The sequence below is a fragment of the Enterococcus sp. LJL90 genome (assembly GCF_056924355.1).
This window is the reverse complement of record NZ_JBXPBQ010000009.1, coordinates 45,995-64,832: the sequence shown is the minus strand read 5'-3', so window position 1 is coordinate 64,832 and position 18,838 is coordinate 45,995. Positions and strand designations below refer to the sequence as shown.

Below are 18,838 nucleotides of genomic sequence, written 5' to 3'. Positions count from 1 at the left end.
ACTAGTCAATTAGTAAATCTTTTGGCTTCAAAAACAAATGAATATACCGTTTCATTCGCTGTCCATTTATACGTGGATTCTTTTTGAAAAAAGCCTTCCTTAAAATATGTGTACCCCTGTGAAAAGTTGTCTATTGTTGTACCAGTCGTACCACCTTTATTAAACGTTGATATAAAAGCATTTCGATTCATAATTAAGATGGATTTACTCGTACCATACCTGTACCACAACCCGTACCATTTCTAGGTGGTACAACTACTGGTATGGGTTTGGTACAACGATTTTCAGCTTTCTCATTACTAGAGATGTTGTAATATCAAGCTTCCTCGAGACCGGTACAAGCGGTACAGCATTTTATTAATTGTTGATAGGGTACACATTTTTTATTCATTCTCGTAAAGATTTTTAATTTTTAAATGAATATATCTCCATACTCTAGTTCCATTTTGGCGAGCATTATTTTTGTATATTCCCATCTTCTCTAATTGCTTAGTAAATCTTGGTTGCGATAATTCTTTTAGATTTTCTCTATAACAAAAATTTCTATATTCTTCATAAATCATCTTGGACGAATCACCTTCTTTAGATTCCATATCTACTTCACACATTTCTTCAATAAACCGTAAGACGTGATTAGAATCTTTCAGCCATTTTTCTTTTGCTTGTTTCATCTTGTCAGAAACGGTCAGTTCTTTACGGTCTAACGCCTCTTTAAACATACTTATGCAATAGGTGGCGAATAGTGGAATCTCTTTTTCAATCGCCTTTAAATCATGTTTTACTTTGAAGTCGTCATCTATCACACAATCAAAAGGAACAACGTACAACCGTCTTTCAAAGCCGTGTGTGAAGTCATTAAACGCTGGTAACTCATTGGCTGAAAATATCAGCTTCGCAAAGTTCACGAACATAAAATGGTCTTTCCCTTTAAACTCAGCAGATAAACGATCTCCACCAGTAAGGGCTTTGAGTAACCCTGTTGACTTGAGAAACTCTGAATCAACGTCCGCAAAGAGATTGGCTTCTTTCTGAAATAAATTCGCACTGGCAAACCTATTCTGCTTATTGCCTAAGTCTTGCAAAGTCATGTTGCTAACATTATCCGCCCCTAGTAGTTTCGTTAGAATTTCTAAGAAAGTAGATTTTCCATTTTCCCCTGATCCCTGTAAAATGGTGATAGTCTGAAAAGGGGCATAACTCCGATAAAAACAGTAGCCGATTATTTCCATTAAATACTTAGCGCTGTCACTATCACCAGTTAAGGCTCTCAGCCATTCAATTGTCTTGATGGGCGTTTGTTTGGTGGCTAGGTCAATAGAATAATTGTGACTTTGCAAAATATAGTCCTTTGTATCATGGGGCTTTAAAACGCCTGTCTTGATGTTATACGTGCCATTTTTAAAGTTTGCTAAGTATGGCTTACTACGATTGAATGGATTTTCTTTTAAACTGGAATCAAATATTTTAATGAAGATAAATTTCTTTGTCTCACTTAATTTCTGCTGGCTCCACTTGCCAACGGACTCTAACTTTTTTGTGATATAGCCATCTAGAAAGTCACTCAAACTATCTAAGCGCCAAGACCCGATTTTTTTATCGAATCTTGCGCCATAAGATAGTTCACTAGCTCGAATCATAGGAATTTCCTCTATGACTTCATAGCCTAATAATTGAGCGTTGACTTTCATAGTGCCGTTTTCATCATAGTAAATCCATTTTGGTAGATTGCTTTTTTCTTCTTGGCGTTTCTTTTGAAGTTCCATTAAATCTACTATTTCACTCAATCAGCACCAAGCTCCTTCCTAGAAATTGAAAAGAAGGTTTCTTCCACTTCTTCTTCTGGCAGTGGTTCGTCAAAATATTGATTGGCTACTTTCACCAATTCAAAGACAGCCGTAACATTTACCGCCCTTGCTAATAGCCCGCCTGTAATGGCTGCTATTCGATTGTTGCGGTTTCCCACTTCGCCACCAGACACTAGACTTTCAAACAGTTCTGTGGTGGCATTGCGGTAACGTGACCCACCTTTTTTAAACTGGTTTAGGTTCTTAACCGGTTTCCCTTTAGTTTGCGGTACAACCCAATTCCTAGCTGTTTCTAACGTCTGACTTAACGGGAATGGTGTTTCTATTTCGTGGATAATAACTTGCCCCTTGTGGACGTGTTGAGTAAAAACTGGTAGCAATTGAATCTGTGACCAAGTGCCATTGGATAAGTCCACATTCTTTAACACGCTTTTAAGCAGCTTTTCAGAGAAGAAACGAACTAACAGCTTATAATCTGCTTCCTTTACCGCACCATCTAGCGGAATAACTAACCGATAGCGGACACCTTTCAAAACGTGGCTGATAGTCGGATAAAGGACATAAGAGACATCACTTAATAATTTATGGATCGTTTGAATTAAAGTTTCTTCTGATACAACCACATCATCTAAATCTAATATTAAACAATCCCTATAAACTAAATTTTCATTCTTACGGACACGTGCCGACATCTTACCAGCAATAAACCCATCTACGCCCATTGTTTTTAATTTCTTTTGTTCTTCTGGGTCATCAGGTACTTGTACTGTAATTGGTTGATAGTCCTTGAAAAACTCAATCACCTTTTTTTGAGTAGGTTCTTCCATAATAGACGGAATAACTTTTCCTTTATAAATCATTTAACCACCGCCTCACTCTCGATAATATTCGCTAGTCTGTTTAAAAATCCTTTGACAGCTGGAGTATCATTTTCTTGTACTTTATTCCGAATTGAATTTGCTAGAAGAATCTTCCCATCATCATCTAGTTGAATAGCACAAATTAATACTTCTCTAATTAATTCGGTAAGTTCGTTGTTGGATAGTTGTTCAATATTCATCAATTCAACTACCTACCAATTCAAGATTTTTCTCTACTACAATCGTGTTCCCTTGTTCGTTACGGCATAAGAAAATTCCTTCTTGAATCTCCATTACAATCTCAACGAACGCACCTGTACTTAAATATTTTGACTTTATCACTCGGCAAAAATCACCTTTTTTAATTGTTTTCATGGTCTTTCCTCCTAAAATTTGATATAATAGAGAAAAGAATAATAGGTATGAAACCCTATCGTGTAGCCATTTGCTGAACTCGCCAAAGTTATATACAGCAAAAGGCTTTTTTTCTTTTCTCTCTTTCATGTTATTCCTCTATAAATTCCACAAACTCTAGCTTCTCGACTAACTGTTTAGCTGCTTGCAGTTCATCAATTGCAATCTGAATTTTTTCACTACTGAGTTGAATAAGCTTGTCATCTTCTTTTATGGCAGAACTTAGGTCACTGGCAGCTTCAAGATACGCTTTAGCTGTTTCTATACTTTTTTCCCAGTTCACCCATTCTTGATCATATTTTTCTTCATTGATTTTCATTTGATGATTCCTCCTTTAAATCTGTTTGCGACTTACAATTGACTTTGTGACATCTCGATATTATGTGCCCTCATGATTGAGGAGTTTTCCAGCGCCCCACGCTCGATGGTTATTTATTTTGCATTATCATTTAAAAATCTATCAGCTTCTTTTTTGCTGATCCGTTCGTACCCATCAATTAAGATTACTTTTATTAATCCTTTGCGAATGAGCTTTTTTGTCAATGTGTTGTAACTCGTGCCTAAATACTTCGCAGCTTGTGTATAATTCATTGCTACGGGCGTTTCTAGCTTCTTCTTGTACTCATCAATAAAGATACTTGCTTGTTGCCGTCCTTCCTCTGCAGCTGCTTCTAATACCATTTCTTTAAGCGCTGGTGAAAGGTCTAATTCATCAATGCTCAACTTGGCCATACTCTCACCTCCTAAAGAGCTTTCTCTAATAATTGGTCTTTTAAGTTATAGTAATCAAGCTCACCATTTCTTAAATGACGTATCAACTCGTTCTCTTTATCGATATAAGCCGTTCTTTCGTCACTGGTGAATATATCTGCAAACACAGAGCATTCATGCTCAAAACCTCTGTCACGCTTAATTTTCTCAGCAGTATGATCAGCTACGGCAATGTACAACAGATTGGTAAGTAACATATAAATCCTATCTGGTGGGTTATCACCGTATGAAGCTTTGATGGTGTCTCTCAGTTGGTCTCTAAGTCGTTTTTCTAAGTCGTAAAGAGTGTTTCGTTTTATTAACTCCTCTTCCAGTGCATCAAATTGAGCGATATAAGCCAGTTTGAAGCGTAGTGCCTTCTTTCCGTTGAATCCATTAGCAAGTAATGTAAACCCTGTTCGGTTCATGTTATAGCTTCTTACGGTACGACCATCTTTCGTTAAATAGCTACTCTCGAAAAAAAAGTCTTTGAATATTGGAACTGCCCCCAGTTTTGAGCCCAGCTTATTTTTCACTGGGCTGAAAATTAAGCCCAGCTCTTTAGATAATTCTTTCCAATCATCTTTCAGATTATCAATAGTTTGTAATACATTTTTGTGCTGTTTCTGAAAGATATCTGCCGCATTTAAACTACTGACAACAACATTTCTGTTTCTGATGATGACATCAAAAGTTAATTCTTGCATTGGTTTGCCCTCCTTATATTTTTTTCATTTTGTTGTTTCTTTTACTAACCAATCAGTAAGCTTCACAAAAACGGTCTTTGTAGTTTTTTTTAACTTACCTGATTCTATTTTTCTCAACGTCTGTCGAGAAATACCAATCTCTCTAGCCGCATCTGATATACTGAGTAATCTAAACGCTCTCTTTTTTCTGATTTGCCAAGAAAGATCATTTGACACTTCAAACATAAATTCACCCCCTATCGAAAACTAACTTTTGTTAGCTTAAGCACATCATATATTAACTTATGTTAGATTGCAAGAACTTTTTATTAACAAATGTTAATTTTAATGCTAAACTTCTACATAGGAGGTGTTTTTATGAATAGAATCCAAGAATTGAGAAAAGAAGCAAACCTAACGCAGGCTCAACTAGCAACAAAAATTGGCGTTTCGGATGCTTCAATAAATAAATATGAAAAAGGAATGATGATTCCTAAAATTGATAAGTTAGAAAAAATGGCTGAAATATTTACTGCTTCAGTGGCATATATCACTGGTGAAAGTGATTCAAGGCTAAATATCAACAATGGTAACTATGCTGCAAGTTGGGATACACTTGCTAGAAAAATGAATTCTCACAATAATCAACCTAGTAAAACAGATATAACTGATTTTGAAGATTTATCTATAAAATCTTTACTTCTAGATTTCAACAAGCTCAATGGAGAAGGAAAGAAAGAAGCGCTTAAACAAGTTGAAAATTTAACTAAAATTTCTGATTATACTGAATAACCTCCATACATAAGCGCCCCACGCTAGGTACTGGGAGGAAAACACAATGGCAACATTCAAGCAGTATGAAAAGAAGGATGGCAAATATTGGATGTTTAAAGCTTATCTTGGCGTAAATCCAATCACTGGCCAAAGAATCAATGTTACAAAAAGGAATTTCAGCACAAAAAAAGAAGCCCAGCTTGCACTATCGAGAATGCAAGTGGACTTCGATAAAAATAAAACATTAGATAGAGATGCAAGCTCAATGAACTTTGAAGAGCTTTACCACCTCTGGTTTGAGCAACACAAAAAAGGTATTAAAGAAACGACTGAGCAGCGCATCCGTATACATTTTGATAATCATATTTTACCAGTTTTCGGTAATTTAATCATCAGCAAAATAACTCCTATATATTGCCAAAAAGCTTTAAACGAATGGGCGGATGAATTATCAACCTATAAGCAGCTCAGAATATATACTAAGATGGTGCTGGGTTATGGCCTCTTATTAGGAGCGTTAACTGATAATGCTATGGAGCGGACAATCATACCTAAACGAAATACTAACAAGCGTGAGATTGCTGACAGCTACTATACAAAAGAAGAGCTCAAACAATTCTTTGAGCGCTTAGCTCAACTCAATGATAAAAGAGCTTATACCTTTTTTAGAGTATTGGCTTTTGCTGGCTTGCGTAAAGGCGAAGCTCAAGCCTTGCTTTGGAAAGATATTGATTTTAGCAATAAAAGTATCACCATCAACAAAACGTTAGCTGAAATGCAAAATGGGGAACCGCTGGTACAAGATACTAAAACACAAAGCTCTAATCGTGTAGTAACTATTGATGATCGGACAGTTGAGATTTTGAAAGACTGGCGTAATCATATTATCCAAGAAAAACTAAAATTGGGTATTCGTGATGACAATTTTTCAGAAACTGTAGTCTTTAGAAATTCAGTTCTATACCGTGACCGGCAATATTTGTATAAGAACTATGCAAATGATGTTATGGCTAGAATTCATCGCCACTTTCCAGAATTTAAAATTATCAAGGTTCATGACTTTAGGAAAACAAATGCTTCTTTGCTATTTGAAAGTGGAGCGACTATCAAAGATGTTTCTCAAAGACTTGGCCATAAATCAACCAAAGTTACTATGGATATTTACATCAAGGTTACTCAATCTAAGCAAGATGAAACAGCCGAAAAATTTGCTCAATATATGGCTTTTTAAATCAAATGCAGTCAAAATGCAGTCAATAACTAAAATAAGGGTAGTTAAAAAGAAAAGAAACGGCTCTATATCAGGCCATTTCCTCATTTACCCTCGCAATCTTCCCTTGTTCAATGTACACCATTAAAATGCTGATATCAGCAGGGTTAACACCGCTGATGCGGCTGGCTTGGGCGATTGTTTCTGGTTGGATTTTGGTTAGTTTTTGCCGGGCTTCTGTCGCCAGGCCGTTGATGGCTTCGTAGTCAATTTTATCGGGGATGCGTTTAGCTTCCATCCGTTTGAGTTTTTCGACTTTTTCTTGGGCTTTTTTGATGTAGCCATCGTATTTGATTTGGATTTCGACTTGTTCGATTTCTTTATTGTTTAAAGCTTCGTCAGCAGGAATAAATTTCAGCAAATCTTGGTAGCTGATTTCTGGTCGTTTTAAGAAGTCGCTGGCTAAGACGCCATCTTTTAATTCGGCACCGCCGATTTCTCTTAAGAAGGCTTGGACTTCTGCTGTCGGTTTTATGCGGATTTTTTCTAAGCGGGCAATTTCGGCTTCGACGGCCACTTTTTTATTTTGATAAGCCTGATATTGTTCTTCTTTAACTAAACCGATTTGATGACCTGCTTCTGTTAAACGTAAATCAGCATTGTCGTGGCGCAAAATTAATCGATATTCTGCTCTCGAGGTTAAAAGGCGATAAGGTTCTTGCGTCCCTTTAGTGACCAAATCATCAATCATCACGCCGATATAGCCATCGCTGCGCTTCATCACAAAAGGTTCTCTACCTTGGACTTTTAATGACGCATTGATGCCGGCAATCAGGCCTTGACCGGCAGCTTCTTCGTAGCCGCTGGTGCCGTTAGTTTGGCCGGCGGTAAATAGACCGTCAATCACTTTCGTTTCCAAAGTTGGCCGTAATTGATGGGGCACGACGACATCATACTCAATGGCGTAGCCTGTTCGCATCAATTCAACATTTTCTAAACCGGGAATTGAGTGGAGCATTTCCACCTGCACATCTTCTGGTAAAGAAGTCGATAAGCCTTGTACATAAACTTCTTCGGTGTTTAAGCCTTCTGGTTCCAAAAATAATTGATGGCGGGGCTTGTCGGCAAAGCGCACAATTTTATCTTCAATCGATGGACAATAGCGGGCGCCGACACCTTCGACAATCCCGGTGAACATCGGTGCCCGATGCAAATTATTTTGAATAATTTGATGGGTCGTTTCACTCGTATACGTCAGCCAGCAGGGCTTTTGATCGGTTTTATAATCAGCATCCGGTGTGCTGAAGCTAAAGTGATTTGGCGTGGTGTCACCGGGTTGGATTTCTGTTACAGAATAATCAATCGAGCTGGATTTAACCCGGGGCGGTGTGCCGGTTTTAAAGCGGGCAATCTCCAAACCTAAATCTTTTAGGTGATTGGCCAAACCAATTGAAGGCTGCGAATTATTCGGACCGGAAGAATATTTCAGCTCACCGATAATAATTTCTCCCCGCAAAGCTGTACCGGCAGTAATAATCACCGCTTGAGCGGTATAGCGTGTGCCAGTCGCCGTCACAACGCCTTTACAAACGCCATCTTCGACGATTAATTCTTCCACGATTCCTTGGCGCAACGTTAAATTTTCCGTTTGTTCAATCGTATGCTTCATTTCTGTCGCATAGGCATGTTTATCCGCTTGGGCCCGCAAGGCTCTGACTGCGGGGCCTTTACCGGTATTGAGCATCCGCATTTGAATATAGGTTTTATCAATGTTTTTTCCCATTTCACCGCCGAGGGCATCAATTTCCCGCACAACAACGCCCTTAGCTGGTCCGCCGACTGACGGATTACAAGGCATAAAGGCAACCATATCTAAATTAATTGTCAACAGCAATGTCTTACTGCCCATTCGAGCTGCTGCTAGGGCCGCTTCTGAACCAGCGTGGCCGGCTCCGACGACAATCACATCAAAAGTATCTCCTTGATACTGCATGTTTAAATTCCTCCATAAAATTGTTGATTATTTTCCTAAACAAAATTGACTGAATAATTGGGTGATTAATTCATCTTGGACGCTGTCGCCGACGATTTCCCCTAAATAATCCCAGCAGCGGGTCATGTCGATTTGGACTAAATCCACCGGCATGCCGGCTTCAATGCCACTGATAACTTCTGTTAAAGATTGATTGGCTCGATCTAATAAGGCAATATGGCGAGTATTAGAAACGTAAGTCGCATCTTTTTCCCCGACATTGCCGCCGAAGAATAAATCGGCAATCGCTTCTTCTAATGGCGCCAGCCCTTCATTATTTAAAACCGATACTGGAAAAATCGGATTGCCAGTAGCCAGTTCCTTTAACTCGACCAAGTCTAATTGATTAGCCAAATCATTTTTGTTCAATAATAAAATTCGTTTCAAGCCTTGGGTTGCCGCCAGTAAATCACGGTCTTCTTTAGTTAAGGCTTCGCTTTGATTTAAAACTAATAAAATTAAATCTGATTCTGCTAAGGCTTTGCGGCTGCGTTCAACGCCGATGCGTTCCACGATATCCTCGGTTTCCCGAATACCAGCCGTGTCGATTAATTTCAACGGCACGCCGCGGACATTGACATACTCTTCAATGACATCTCGGGTAGTGCCGGCAATATTGGTGACAATCGCTTTTTCCTCATGCAAAAGGTGATTCAGCAAACTAGATTTGCCGACATTTGGCCGGCCGATTATTGCCGTGCTGAGGCCTTCCCGCAAAATTTTGCCCTGCTTAGCGGTCAAGAGCAAAGCATTAATCTGCTCTTGAACAAAATAAGCTTTTTCCAATAATAATTTTGTGGTCAATTCCTCAACATCATCGTATTCCGGATAATCAATATTGACTTCAACTTGTGCCAAGGTTTCCAAAATTTCTTGTCGCAGGCTGCGGATTAATTTGGTTAAATTGCCGTCCAATTGGTTGATGGCAACACTCATCGCCTTATCGGTCTTCGCCCGAATCAAATCCATCACGGCCTCAGCCTGAGATAAATCCACGCGGCCATTTAAAAAGGCCCGCTTCGTGAATTCGCCGGGTTCTGCTAGCCGTGCGCCTTCTCGTAATAAAAGCTGTAGCATTTGATTGGTGACTAAGATGCCACCGTGGCAATTTATCTCAATGACATCTTCTCTAGTAAAAGTTTTAGGCGCCCGCATCACCGATACCATCACCTCATCCAACAAATCTCCGGATGTCGAGTCATAGATATGACCATAATGAATCGTATGACTGTTAGCTTGTGCCAACGTCTGGTTGGCTTTAAACACCCGATCAGCAATCGCAATTGCCTGATCTCCGCTGAGGCGGACAATGCTGATTGCCCCTTCGCCTGGTGGGGTTGAAATTGCGGCAATCGTATCAAATTCTAAGGTAATATTCGCCATGAATTGGGCCTCCTAATTATTTTTGGACACAAAAAAGTGCCTACTCCACCCCTTGAAAAAACGAAATGGATTAAGCACTTTGACTGCTTGTTTATTTGACTGGCAATAGATTATCACAGAATGGCTAAATTTTCAACAAAGTTCTGCCTTTCTTACCTTTTCCTTTACGCCTCGCCTGCCCTTAGGTAAAATTAGAAGGAGAGGATGATGCATTATGACAACTGAAGAAAACTTTGACCGCCTGGAAGAAATTGTACTGTCCACTGGCGACGTCGACCGGAAATACATCGTGCGGGATATAATTTTTTGCGGAACGGAAACAAGTACCAATTTGTTTGCCCCGGAAACGGATTTAAACGCTATTTTAACTCCCTTAAAAAATGATTTAAAACAACAGGCCCTAAGCTATGGAGCAGATGCAGTTATCAATTGTCACTTTGATTATCATCGCCATCAAGATAAAATTGATGTCTTGGCTTATGGGACCGTCGTGCAATTTATTCAAAGTACCATTGGCTAAAAAAAATGAAGGCAGGTTTAGCAGCAATCTGGAAAATTTTGGATTGCTGGCAAAACGGCCTTCATTTTTTTATTGATTTTTTTTAAGCTGCGTCAGCTGTTCATTTAGCTGGCGGGCGGTCAGTTTGGTTTTGACCATCATCACTAGATAAGAAATCAAATAAATTCCTGTCAGATTCAGCCAAAATTGCAGTAAATTTTCGATACGGTAAAAGATTGCAAAGCTGGCAATCACAAAAGCACTGACTAACAGATAATGGATAATTAAAGCCTGCAGGAAATTTAATTTTTCCAAATCAAAGAGTACCGTTGTCAGCCCGACAAAAGCCGAAATAGCAAAGACCATCAGGACGGTCTTTGGACTGACCAGAACGCCATCTCCCAAAAGACAGAGCAGCAGATAGACAAATGAGCCCAGCTCAAGACCGCCGATAATGCGTTTATGCCATTTCATGTTTTTCCTCCAGTAAGTTTTTATGCTTCAACGTATTTAAAATGCCGCCGATAAATAATCCGACTGTAAAACCAGAAATCATTGCCGAGGCGATATTGAAAACGAGCAGATTTAAAAGTCCGGGGTCAACACTTTTGGCTGCGGTTAAACCGTAGCGCACCAGATAGTTTAAGAGGCTGACAATCATCGGAACATTGCTGCCTTTTTTCATCAGCTGACCTGCTTGGCAATAAAATTTTTGTGTGGCTCCATATAAAAGGGATCCGACCGCTAAACCAACTAGCAGCATCCCTAAGTAAACCAGCAGAGCTTCTTTTGAATAGCGAAAATCCATGATGATTTGTTGCAGTCCCAGCAGCATAAAAATTGCTGGCATCAAGATGGAATTTTTCAATGAGACGGGGCGATCTTTTCTAGCAGCCAAACCTCTCTTAATAAAAAATAATAATAAAAGCCACGCCCACAACGGTGTATTGAGTACAATCATTCCTAACATTTCTAAAGCAATCATTTTCTTTTCCTCCTTCATTTTAGTGACTAGTTCTTTGGTCACTTTTAGTATAGAAGGGGTTGTAAAAGAAAAGAAGAGCCTCAGACACATCCGGTTTTTTCCGCTGCACATCCGGCTTTTTTATGACTGACTGTGCAATAATTCCTTTAAATTTCTAACATAGCGGCGGTTGACCACCAGCTTTTCACCAGTTGTCACGGTGATAATCAGATTGCCGCTGCCGGTTGCCGAAAAGTTTTGAATACCGTATAAATTGACGACAACACTCTTAGAAATCTGCACAAAATTTTGCGGCAGCTGCTTGAGAAAATTACTTAAAGACAGCCGCATTGAATAGCCAGCCTCAGCTGTATATAAAAAGATATTCCGTTCTAAATACTCCGCATAGACCAGCTGGGAAAATTTTAATTTCACGAAGGCTTCTGTTTCGATATTTTTTGCCTCAAATAAAAAATCATCCTCTTGCAGTAGCGTAACGGCCGTTTCAATATTGGCCGTCAGCTCAAAAATTTCCAAGAGAGCCGACTCCTCCTGCTGCTGATCAGATAAGTGTTTGATTTCAACCTTCATCGACGACTCTCCTTTAGCCTTACTAAGTTACTAAATTACTAAGTAGCATTTACTTCATTATAAAGGAAAATGTAGCTTGCGGAAGCTTCCTCTGCAAAAATAATTCTAGACATAAAAAAGCCCCCAGTCTCCCGGGGGCTTTTTTAATATCAAAGTATGATTACTTCAGCGTCGTATACTACTTTGATAAGAATGATTTCTAGTAAAATATACTTTGTTTCACAGGCTTTGTCAATCACATTTGCCAGTAAACTAAAAATTAAAAGTATTTTTTGGCGGGTTCGACAACCAAGTAACGATAAGGCTCTTCCCCTTCAGAATGGGTCTTGATGTATTCATCTTGGCTCAAAACAGAGTGGATTTGTTTTCTCTCGTAGGCGGGCATCGGTTCTAAAAAGACCGCCTGACCAGTTTGTTTAACTTTATCGGCTGTCCGCTTGGCTAATTTTTCTAAAATAGCCTGACGTTTTTCTCGATAATCCCCCACATTAATGACTACGGATAATTTATTAGCCGCTGCCCGGTGGATAAAGACTTGGGCCAAGTATTGTAAAGCGTTCAAAGTTTTGCCGTGCTTGCCGATTAAAATCCCCTGCTTGTCGCTTTCAAGATTTAATGTAACCACATCAGCTTTGCGGGAAATTTTTACTAAGGCCGGCACGCCTAATTCCTGCGAAATATTCGTCATATATAAAGCTAATTCAGTCAAAGCTTCGTCATCATTCAAGTTTTCAAAAACCTTCATCTGCGGTGCTGAAACTTCTTCTGCTGCCTGCGGTTCCGCCTCGAAAATTTCCGTTTCCATCACTGCAACAGCTTCTGGATCGGCGGTTTCTGTTACAATTTCTGTCATAACCTCTTCAACAACTGGCTCCTTCGGTGAAATATCCACCTGCGCCATTTTTTTACCTAAACCGAGAAAGCCTTTTTTAGATTCTTCGATAATCGTAATCTTTGCATCTTTTTTGGAAATGCCTAGTTGCTGTAAGCCGCTCTCGATTGCTTCTTCGACTGTCTTTCCTTCAAAAACTGCCATGCTTCTTCGCTCCTTTATTTTCTCCGTTTTTTCTTCGGATTGCGGGCTTTTTCAAGGGCCCGTTGACGATCTTTAACTTTTTGAGCTTCTGCTGCCCGCTCTGCCCGAATTTTAAATGGATTGTTAATTAATAAAGTTTGTCCAACTTGGAAGGCATTGGAAATCACCCAGTATAAGGATAACCCGCTGGCCAAGTTAACCCCCATGACTAAAATCATCACAGGCATTGCAAAGTTCATAATCTTTAATGACATGTTGGATTCCAATTGGCTCATGCTGGATAAATAGGTGCTGGCAAAGGTGAAGATTGCCGCTAGGACCGGTAAAATAAAGTAAGGGTCCCGTTCCCCTAAGTTCAACCATAAGAAAGTACCTTGGCTCAATTCTGGCACTCGCGAAATGGATTGCCACAAAGCCATTAAAATCGGCATTTGCACTAGTAATGGCAAACAACCCATGTAAGGATTAACATTGTTTTCTGCGTAAAGTTTTTGCTGTTCTTCCCGCATTTTACTTTGCGTTTCAGGATCTCTTGAGGAATATTTTTGCTGCAGTTCTTTTAATTTCGGCTGCAATTCTTGGGTCTTTCGCATATTCTTCGTTTGGAAATGCATTAACGGCAAGAGGATGATCCGAATGACCATCGTGAATAAAATAATTCCGACCCCGATATTGCCAAAGGACAGAGCTTGAATCGCCCGGGCAAAATTATAGACGATAAAACGGTCCCAGACGCCGGTGCTGCTGGAATTAACCTCACCAGTTGCGCCACAGGCTGATAAGACGATTACTAAGCCGACCAAAGCCAGCGAAAGTAAGAGACGTCGATGCTTCTTCTTCAAATTATTATTTCTCCTTTGCTTCTATTAAATTTGCAAGTTTTAAAACATGGAGCAAATTGGTTTGGATTTCTGCCATGGGGAGATCTTTGACAGCCGGTCTGGCAATCACGATAAAATCCTGCTGAGGCTTTAACTGATCCTTCAGCTGATAAATTGCCGCCCGTATTTGGCGTTTCACTCGGTTGCGGGTCACCGCATTGCCAATTTTTTTCCCGACAGAAAGACCAACTCTAAAATGTTGATTGTCAGGTTTATCAAGGGTATAGATGACAAACTTACGGTTGGCACAAGACTGCCCCTGTTTAAAAACTTTTTGAAAGTCACTTTCACGTTTAACTCGATAAGCCTTCTTCATTTAATTTCCTTCGTTTCTTTCTTGCATTCACTTCACAATAATAACATATTCAAGAGGTAGCTTCAGCATTTTTTAAAAGCTGAAGCTAAAAACTTATTAAAGTTGCCCGCTGACTTTAACCGTCGCCGCAGACAATAAAAAAGCGGCGACCGCTAAAATGCTAGCCAGCCGCCGCAATCTTCTTTAATTTTTAAATAAAACCAAGGCCGCTCTTGTCGGATCGGTCCCTGTTGGTTTTTGCTCCACGACAAAATCCTGCTGCAAATCAGCCAGATAAGCTTTGGCAACCACGGGATTTTTCGTCAGCACACTGCCGCTGAAACTAACGGCAAGCTGCTCGTGTCGATAGTCAGCATTTTTTAAAAGCTGACGGGTTTGCTGGGCCAGACTTTGGCCGGCTCGCTGAAAAATTTGCTGAATTTCTGGGTACTGCTCAGTTAAAGTCGCCAAAAAAAGCGTGGCTTGAGCAAATTGATCCTTGGAAAATGAATAACTTTTTGCAATTGCCTGTGGTGCCGTTGCGACTTCCAGGTAATCTAAAAAAAGCTGCTGGTAAGCTTTTAGCGGCAAATTTTGATCCAGCTGAGCGGTCAACTCAAGATACAATTGTTTGGCAATCCAATAGGCACTCCCTTGGTCGCCAAATAGATGACCCCAGCCGCCAACCCGATAAAATTTACCTGCTAAATAGCCATAGACAACTGAACCAGTGCCGGCAATCACAGAAATGCCGTCAGCACCTTTAAAGTTTGCCAATAATGCCAATTGCGCATCACTCATCAGCTTCATTTTTGCAGGAGGTAGCGGCAGCTCCTGCAATAAATAGTCTTTGACTGCCTCTTGTCTACCATATGTTGCCAAACCGGCAATGCCGATGACTACACCAGACAATTCACCTGTGATTTCCTCTAAGGTCTGTTTCAAAAGCCCTTTGATTTCTTCCTGCGTGGCTGCCGGCTGCAAAATAATATTTCCCGGTCCGCCGGTCAAAGAATAAAAAGGCACTCCGGCTCGATAGGCAACTAGTTTGGTCTTGGTGCCGCCGCAATCCATTCCAATCACATAAGACATTTTTCCACCTCTTTAAAAAAAGCAGCTGGACTATGCACCCTGCATCGACCCAGCCGCTTTAGCTTATTCAGTAACTGTTTCTGACTTGTGTTCTTTATCCAATTCATTTTTATCATACACTCTAACAAATGGATAATAAATCAAAATAGATAAAATAATTAAAACAACGTTTAAAACAATTGCGCGCCAGTCACCACCGGTTGCCAAGTAAGCACCAATTGGCCCAGGCAGTGTCCACGGTGCAGTGACGGTAACCCGGCTGACCCAGCCAAGGGAAGTCACAATCCAAGCAATCGTACCATTTACTAATGGCGCTAAGATAAATGGCGGAATTAAAATCGGATTTAAAACGATTGGGGTTCCGAAAATTAACGGTTCATTGATATTGAAAATTGCTGGAATTAAAGCCGTCTTCCCTAATTTTGAACCGTATTGTGATTTGGTGCGGAAGGCTAGTAAAATAGCCAAACCAATTGTTGAACCAGCACCACCAATCCAGATAAACCATTGGTAAAAAGGTTCTGCGGCAATATTTGGTAACACATCGCCATTGGCTAGAGCTGTGGTATTGCCTTCTAAAAGCTGCAGCCATAAAGGCCGAGCCAAAGAGCCGATAATTGACATCCCATGAATCCCAAAGGACCAGAAGAAAGTTGTCAAGAAGGTAATCAACAGGACACTTGGTAACGAGTCAGCGGCCTTCACTAAAGGACTCACTAAAGTGGAAATAAATGAATGCCAGTCAAAGCCAATGTAATACGTGATGATGCCCATACCTAAAATAATTACTAAAGTAGGCGTCAATGCTTCAAACGAACGGGCAACTGCCGGTGGTACTTGCTCCGGCATGGTAATTTTGAATTTTGATTTGTCAGTTAAGCGATAGACTTCAACCGCTAAAATTGACGTAATAATCGCCACAAACATTCCTGAACCGCCTAAGTTGGCCATCGGTAAAACAAAACCAACTGCGCCAGCCGCATCGGCCGCTTCTGCGGGAATATTCACGGGTGTAAAGGTTAATAGAAAGGCAATCGTTGCTAAAATCCCACCAGACAAGCCATCTAGTTTATAAGATTTCGACAAGCTGTGGCCAATCCCAAAGGCGGCGTACAAACTCATGATGTACATCGTCATGCGGTATGGCAAGAGAATCGTTGCAGCATTTTCAGACAAGAACTTGTAGATGCCCCAGTCTTGCGGCAATGGCGGAAAGGCTAAGATCATGAAAAAAGAACTAACAATAATTAATGGCAAAGTAGCAATGATCCCATCACGAATCGCACGCAAATGTCGTTGATTCGCTAGCTTTTCCATTGGACCACCTAAATGCAGTTCAACAAAATTGGTAAACTTTTCTAACATTTTTTCTTCCTCCTAAAATATATTTCCTAAAAATTGGTTCAAGTCAGCTAGTCGCTTAGACCTGTCACAATCAAAATGGACTGTAAATTATTTTGCCGAGAATCACTGGCCGTATAGCATTGGTCGCTGAAGGCACGTTACTAGGATTGCCCTGCAACGTTTCATTGCCTAAAACTGCAAAGGCAATCGCTTCTTTAGCTTCACTGGAAAAGCCTAGTGATTCTTGGGTTTTAACAGAAATATCTGGCAGATAAGTCTGCAGACAAGCCAATAAAAATTGGTTGTAGGCGCCACCGCCACCGATAATCACTTCAACATCTGGACCCGTTTGCGGCAAGATAAATTTTTGATAACTATCCGCAATTGAAAAGGCCGTGAAGTCCGTCAATGTTCTAATAATGTCGGCTGGTTTTTCTGCTGCATAGCGTTTTAAAAGTTCCTCGACAAAAAATTTGCCGAAGACCTCCCGCCCGGTAGTTTTGGGGGGTAGCTCGTTAAGATAAGGATGGTTGCGTAATTCTTTTTGCAAGGCAGGAATTATTTCACCGCTAGCGGCTGTCTGGCCTGATTCATCGAAGGCCTTTTGAAATAATTGCCCCATCGCTTCGTCAATCATCATATTGCCCGGTCCGGTGTCAAAGGCGCTAATTTTTGAAAAATCATTTTCTTTGGGGATGACGGTGACATTGCCGATGCCGCCGATATTTTGCAGCAGGCGGGTTTGCTGGGCATTGTGATACAGCAAATACTCAGAATAAGGAACTAAAGGCGCCCCTTCTCCACCAGCCGCCACATCCATCACCCGAAAATCTGAAACAACCGTCGTCTGCAAGCCATAAGCAATCACGGAAGCTTCACCGATTTGCAATGTGTTGGGGATATTGTCCACCGTTTTTTGCGGCTGATGCCAAATCGTCTGCCCATGACTGGCGACAAAATCAATAGCTTGATTGCTGAGCTGATTTTTTTCAATCAGTTTTTGACAGGCCTCTAGAAAAATCTCCCCTAATTTAAAATTTAGCTGACTGACTAGAGGTGTTGTCGAAGCAAGTGGGTCGCAGGCTAGTTTAATTTGCGCTTTTGTTGCTTCCGTCAGTGGCAGCGTCAAAAAATCAAGCAGCTGGACTTTCGTTGTCAGACCAGCACCGTGAATTTCCACCAATGCAGCGTCAACACCATCTAAGCTAGTGCCGGACATTAAACCAATGGCTAGCATAGGTCCCCCCTCCTCTTTTTTACAGTTTTAAAGCTTCTTTGACGTACCCGTCAGCCGTTTTTAAATGATCGGCGGCGGTTGCCACGTCTAAACCAGTTAATAAGGTAATAATCGCGACTTTAACATTGCGATCTGCTGCTAGATAAGCTTGATCGGCTGTTTCAAAATCGACATCCGTGGCCGCCATAATAATGCGGCGGGCCCGATTTTTCAATTTTTCATTGGTGGGTTTGACATCCACCATCAAATTTTTATAGACCTTGCCGATGCCCACCATGCTAATCGTTGAAATCATGTTTAAAATCAATTTTTGTCCGGTGGCGGCTTTTAAGCGAGTAGAGCCGGTCAACACCTCAGGACCAAAATCCACTTCAATAGGAAAATCGGCAGCTTCACTGATTTTCGCCTGCAAATTGCAAGCCAAACTGCCGGTAGCGGCACCAATTTCTTTGGCATATTGCAGGCCGCCAATCACGTAAGGCGTGCGGCCACTGGCAGCAATTCCTAAAACAAAATCATTTTTCTTCAACTGAATGTTTTTTAAATCCGCTGCACCTTGTTCAGGGGAATCCTCAGCGCCTTCGACGGCGGTAATCATCGCTTTTTCTCCACCGGCTAACAAGCCGACAACCATCGTCGGCTCAACGCCAAAGGTCGGGACGCATTCGGCTGCGTCCAAAACACCTAAGCGGCCGCTGGTACCAGCCCCCATATAAATTAAACGGCCGCCAGCTTTAAAAGTAGCAATCACTTTTTCAACTAATGGTGTAATTTCCGCTAAATGTTTTTGAATAACCGGCGCAACTTTTTGATCCTCGTGATTCATCAGCGCCAATGCCTGCTCCACGGTTAGGGAATCAAGAGCTGCGCTTTCGGGATTGCTTTTTTCCGTCGAGAGCTGACTCAAATTTTCTTGCATCTTTCTGGCCTCTCCTCTTTTTGAATGTGTTTTCATTTGCTATAATAATAATTGAAAAGAAATAAA

Annotated in this window: 23 protein-coding genes; 3 read left to right on the top strand and 20 right to left on the bottom strand. The window is 40.8% G+C overall.

Annotation, left to right across the window (positions count from 1 at the left end; genetic code table 11):
- Positions 1-383: 383 nt before the first annotated feature.
- From AC1Z3S_RS16510 to AC1Z3S_RS16475, 8 genes are all read right to left on the bottom strand, one after another.
- Positions 384-1,784, bottom strand: a complete 1,401-nt coding sequence (locus tag AC1Z3S_RS16510; RefSeq protein ID WP_461741264.1) for a DNA primase family protein — start codon at positions 1,782-1,784, stop codon at positions 384-386.
- The gene (locus AC1Z3S_RS16505) at positions 1,781-2,665 is read right to left on the bottom strand and encodes a primase C-terminal domain-containing protein (RefSeq protein ID WP_461741263.1); all 885 of its coding nucleotides are present in this window, start codon (positions 2,663-2,665) and stop codon (positions 1,781-1,783) included. The genes AC1Z3S_RS16510 and AC1Z3S_RS16505 overlap by 4 nt, the downstream gene beginning before the upstream one ends.
- Entirely contained in the window at positions 2,662-2,865 is a 204-nt protein-coding gene (locus AC1Z3S_RS16500) for a hypothetical protein (RefSeq protein ID WP_265459455.1), read from the bottom strand. Before AC1Z3S_RS16500 ends, AC1Z3S_RS16505 begins: the two co-directional genes overlap by 4 nt.
- A gap of 4 nt (positions 2,866-2,869) precedes the next feature.
- Positions 2,870-3,169, bottom strand: coding sequence for a hypothetical protein (locus AC1Z3S_RS16495; protein ID WP_461741262.1), 300 nt, complete (start codon positions 3,167-3,169; stop codon positions 2,870-2,872).
- A gap of 1 nt (position 3,170) precedes the next feature.
- Positions 3,171-3,398: a hypothetical protein gene (locus AC1Z3S_RS16490; RefSeq protein WP_265459453.1), complete on the bottom strand. Its 228-nt coding sequence runs from the start codon at positions 3,396-3,398 to the stop codon at positions 3,171-3,173.
- A gap of 113 nt (positions 3,399-3,511) precedes the next feature.
- The gene (locus AC1Z3S_RS16485) at positions 3,512-3,811 is read right to left on the bottom strand and encodes a DNA-binding protein (protein WP_461741261.1); all 300 of its coding nucleotides are present in this window, start codon (positions 3,809-3,811) and stop codon (positions 3,512-3,514) included.
- 11 nt (positions 3,812-3,822) lie between these two features.
- On the bottom strand, positions 3,823-4,536 hold the full coding sequence (locus tag AC1Z3S_RS16480) for a Rha family transcriptional regulator (protein ID WP_461741260.1): 714 nt from the start codon (positions 4,534-4,536) through the stop codon (positions 3,823-3,825).
- 24 nt (positions 4,537-4,560) lie between these two features.
- Positions 4,561-4,761, bottom strand: coding sequence for a helix-turn-helix domain-containing protein (locus AC1Z3S_RS16475; RefSeq protein WP_265459450.1), 201 nt, complete (start codon positions 4,759-4,761; stop codon positions 4,561-4,563).
- 132 nt (positions 4,762-4,893) lie between these two features.
- Here AC1Z3S_RS16475 and AC1Z3S_RS16470 point away from each other — a divergent pair, with 132 nt between their 5' ends.
- Positions 4,894-5,307 (top strand): helix-turn-helix domain-containing protein, encoded by a 414-nt coding sequence (locus AC1Z3S_RS16470; protein WP_265459449.1) that lies wholly within the window; start codon positions 4,894-4,896, stop codon positions 5,305-5,307.
- A 46-nt stretch (positions 5,308-5,353) separates the two neighbouring features.
- Positions 5,354-6,520 (top strand): site-specific integrase, encoded by a 1,167-nt coding sequence (locus AC1Z3S_RS16465; RefSeq protein ID WP_265459448.1) that lies wholly within the window; start codon positions 5,354-5,356, stop codon positions 6,518-6,520.
- Between the two features lie 70 nt (positions 6,521-6,590).
- Here the strand turns inward: AC1Z3S_RS16465 and mnmG are convergent, their stop codons facing one another.
- A complete protein-coding gene (mnmG, locus tag AC1Z3S_RS16460) occupies positions 6,591-8,492 on the bottom strand; it encodes a tRNA uridine-5-carboxymethylaminomethyl(34) synthesis enzyme MnmG (RefSeq protein WP_461741259.1) in 1,902 nt (633 codons plus the stop codon).
- Positions 8,493-8,519: 27 nt separating this feature from the next.
- Positions 8,520-9,914 (bottom strand): tRNA uridine-5-carboxymethylaminomethyl(34) synthesis GTPase MnmE, encoded by a 1,395-nt coding sequence (gene mnmE, locus AC1Z3S_RS16455; RefSeq protein WP_461741258.1) that lies wholly within the window; start codon positions 9,912-9,914, stop codon positions 8,520-8,522.
- A gap of 214 nt (positions 9,915-10,128) precedes the next feature.
- Here mnmE and AC1Z3S_RS16450 point away from each other — a divergent pair, with 214 nt between their 5' ends.
- On the top strand, positions 10,129-10,434 hold the full coding sequence (locus AC1Z3S_RS16450; RefSeq protein ID WP_265459445.1) for a heavy metal-binding domain-containing protein: 306 nt from the start codon (positions 10,129-10,131) through the stop codon (positions 10,432-10,434).
- A 69-nt stretch (positions 10,435-10,503) separates the two neighbouring features.
- Here the strand turns inward: AC1Z3S_RS16450 and AC1Z3S_RS16445 are convergent, their stop codons facing one another.
- From AC1Z3S_RS16445 to murQ, 10 genes are all read right to left on the bottom strand, one after another.
- Positions 10,504-10,887 carry a DUF3021 family protein gene (locus tag AC1Z3S_RS16445; protein ID WP_461741257.1) on the bottom strand — a complete coding sequence of 128 codons (384 nt, stop codon included), beginning with the start codon at positions 10,885-10,887 and terminating at the stop codon, positions 10,504-10,506.
- Positions 10,874-11,398, bottom strand: a complete 525-nt coding sequence (locus AC1Z3S_RS16440) for a CcdC protein domain-containing protein (RefSeq protein ID WP_265459443.1) — start codon at positions 11,396-11,398, stop codon at positions 10,874-10,876. The genes AC1Z3S_RS16445 and AC1Z3S_RS16440 overlap by 14 nt, the downstream gene beginning before the upstream one ends.
- Before the next feature lie 120 nt (positions 11,399-11,518).
- Positions 11,519-11,968: a LytTR family DNA-binding domain-containing protein gene (locus AC1Z3S_RS16435; RefSeq protein WP_461741256.1), complete on the bottom strand. Its 450-nt coding sequence runs from the start codon at positions 11,966-11,968 to the stop codon at positions 11,519-11,521.
- 259 nt (positions 11,969-12,227) lie between these two features.
- Complete coding sequence (gene jag, locus AC1Z3S_RS16430; protein WP_461741255.1) at positions 12,228-13,004, bottom strand: RNA-binding cell elongation regulator Jag/EloR; 777 nt, start codon at positions 13,002-13,004, stop codon at positions 12,228-12,230.
- Between the two features lie 14 nt (positions 13,005-13,018).
- Complete coding sequence (locus tag AC1Z3S_RS16425) at positions 13,019-13,846, bottom strand: YidC/Oxa1 family membrane protein insertase (protein ID WP_461741254.1); 828 nt, start codon at positions 13,844-13,846, stop codon at positions 13,019-13,021.
- Between the two features lie 4 nt (positions 13,847-13,850).
- Complete coding sequence (gene rnpA, locus AC1Z3S_RS16420) at positions 13,851-14,201, bottom strand: ribonuclease P protein component (RefSeq protein ID WP_461741253.1); 351 nt, start codon at positions 14,199-14,201, stop codon at positions 13,851-13,853.
- 183 nt (positions 14,202-14,384) lie between these two features.
- Positions 14,385-15,272, bottom strand: coding sequence for a BadF/BadG/BcrA/BcrD ATPase family protein (locus tag AC1Z3S_RS16415; protein ID WP_461741252.1), 888 nt, complete (start codon positions 15,270-15,272; stop codon positions 14,385-14,387).
- Between the two features lie 63 nt (positions 15,273-15,335).
- Positions 15,336-16,637, bottom strand: coding sequence for a PTS sugar transporter subunit IIC (locus AC1Z3S_RS16410; protein ID WP_461736057.1), 1,302 nt, complete (start codon positions 16,635-16,637; stop codon positions 15,336-15,338).
- 70 nt (positions 16,638-16,707) lie between these two features.
- Entirely contained in the window at positions 16,708-17,853 is a 1,146-nt protein-coding gene (gene anmK / locus AC1Z3S_RS16405) for an anhydro-N-acetylmuramic acid kinase AnmK (protein ID WP_461741251.1), read from the bottom strand.
- A gap of 19 nt (positions 17,854-17,872) precedes the next feature.
- Positions 17,873-18,772 carry an N-acetylmuramic acid 6-phosphate etherase gene (gene murQ / locus AC1Z3S_RS16400; RefSeq protein WP_461741250.1) on the bottom strand — a complete coding sequence of 300 codons (900 nt, stop codon included), beginning with the start codon at positions 18,770-18,772 and terminating at the stop codon, positions 17,873-17,875.
- Positions 18,773-18,838 lie beyond the last annotated feature (66 nt).